Below are 1,091 nucleotides of genomic sequence, written 5' to 3'. Positions count from 1 at the left end.
GGTTTTAAGGTGGCGATGAAATCGACCACGATGATGTTGAAGTTTGCTTTAATTGCAATGGCATTGACGATGGTTTTATTCTTTTGTTCTGTTGCAGGAGCTTTTGCTATTGGTACAGCGTTGGATAGTTATGCATTAGGATTTCTAATTATAGCTGGAATTTATTTAGTCATTTCGGGACTTTTGTTTTTAATTAAAGATAAAATCGTTGAAGGACCAATTTTAGAGAAATTTTCAGAAATCTTTTTTAACGTTGAAAGTATGGAGACTAAATCGAATTAGAACTAGAAATTCTGAAAGTGGAAAGGGAACTCAATCTTAAACGAATTGTTTTATATGTTCAAAAGACAAAAGAAAGTCTGTTGCCAATAAACTTGATAAAAGGATTTATTGGAGATTATAAATCGATCTTATCGGGCTATTCAGGTACTATTCTCAACATAGCAATACCTTTGATAATCAATTGGATTACAAAAAGAAAAAGAGGCGATTAAGCCTCTTTTTTTGTTTAATATTAAACCTCAGTTTCGGGTTCCTCAGGTTCTACATAATCTGTAGGATGAGCTGCGGTTTTTATTCTTTTAGTTTTTTTCATCATTTCTCCCACTTGGTTCGAAGCTGAAAAGGACGCTACCATATTGTTCAACATATCACTTCCTGCTTGTGGCGAATTAGGCAATAATATCAAATTAGAATTAGTGTCTGCGCCAATGGCTTGCAAAGTATCGTAATGTTGTGTCACCACAATCAATGCCGAAGCTTCTTGCGAATTGATTCCTACTTTGTTCAAAACATCCACACTTTCTACCAATCCGCGAGCAATTTCACGTCTTTGGTCGGCGATTCCTTGCCCTTGTAATTTTTTACTTTCGGCTTCTGCTTGGGCTTTGGCCACAATTCTAATTCTTGAGGCTTCTGCTTCAAATTCAGCCACAGTTTTTTCTCTATCGGCAGCATTTATTCTATTCATCGCATTTTTTACCTGAATATCTGGATCAATATCGGTAACCAATGTATTGATAATGGTATAGCCATAAGTGGTCATTGCTTCGTTCAATTCTCTTTTTACAGCAATGGCAATATCGTCTTTT

The 1,091-nt window shown here is 35.6% G+C and carries 3 protein-coding genes; 2 read left to right on the top strand and 1 reads right to left on the bottom strand.

Annotated elements, in window-relative coordinates; translation table 11 throughout:
- Both EKL98_RS17035 and EKL98_RS18340 read left to right on the top strand, forming a co-directional pair.
- On the top strand, positions 1-282 hold a 282-nt coding region (locus EKL98_RS17035; RefSeq protein ID WP_126563243.1), incomplete at its 5' end, for a competence protein.
- Between the two features lie 17 nt (positions 283-299).
- Positions 300-494: a DUF6327 family protein gene (locus tag EKL98_RS18340; RefSeq protein WP_233589496.1), complete on the top strand. Its 195-nt coding sequence runs from the start codon at positions 300-302 to the stop codon at positions 492-494.
- A 20-nt stretch (positions 495-514) separates the two neighbouring features.
- On the opposite strand, the gene EKL98_RS17025 is transcribed toward EKL98_RS18340, so the two are convergent.
- On the bottom strand, positions 515-1,091 hold a 577-nt coding region (locus tag EKL98_RS17025; RefSeq protein WP_262706940.1), incomplete at its 5' end, for an SPFH domain-containing protein.

Source organism: Flavobacterium bomense (assembly GCF_003970355.1).
This window is presented reverse-complemented; position numbering and strand designations above follow the sequence as displayed.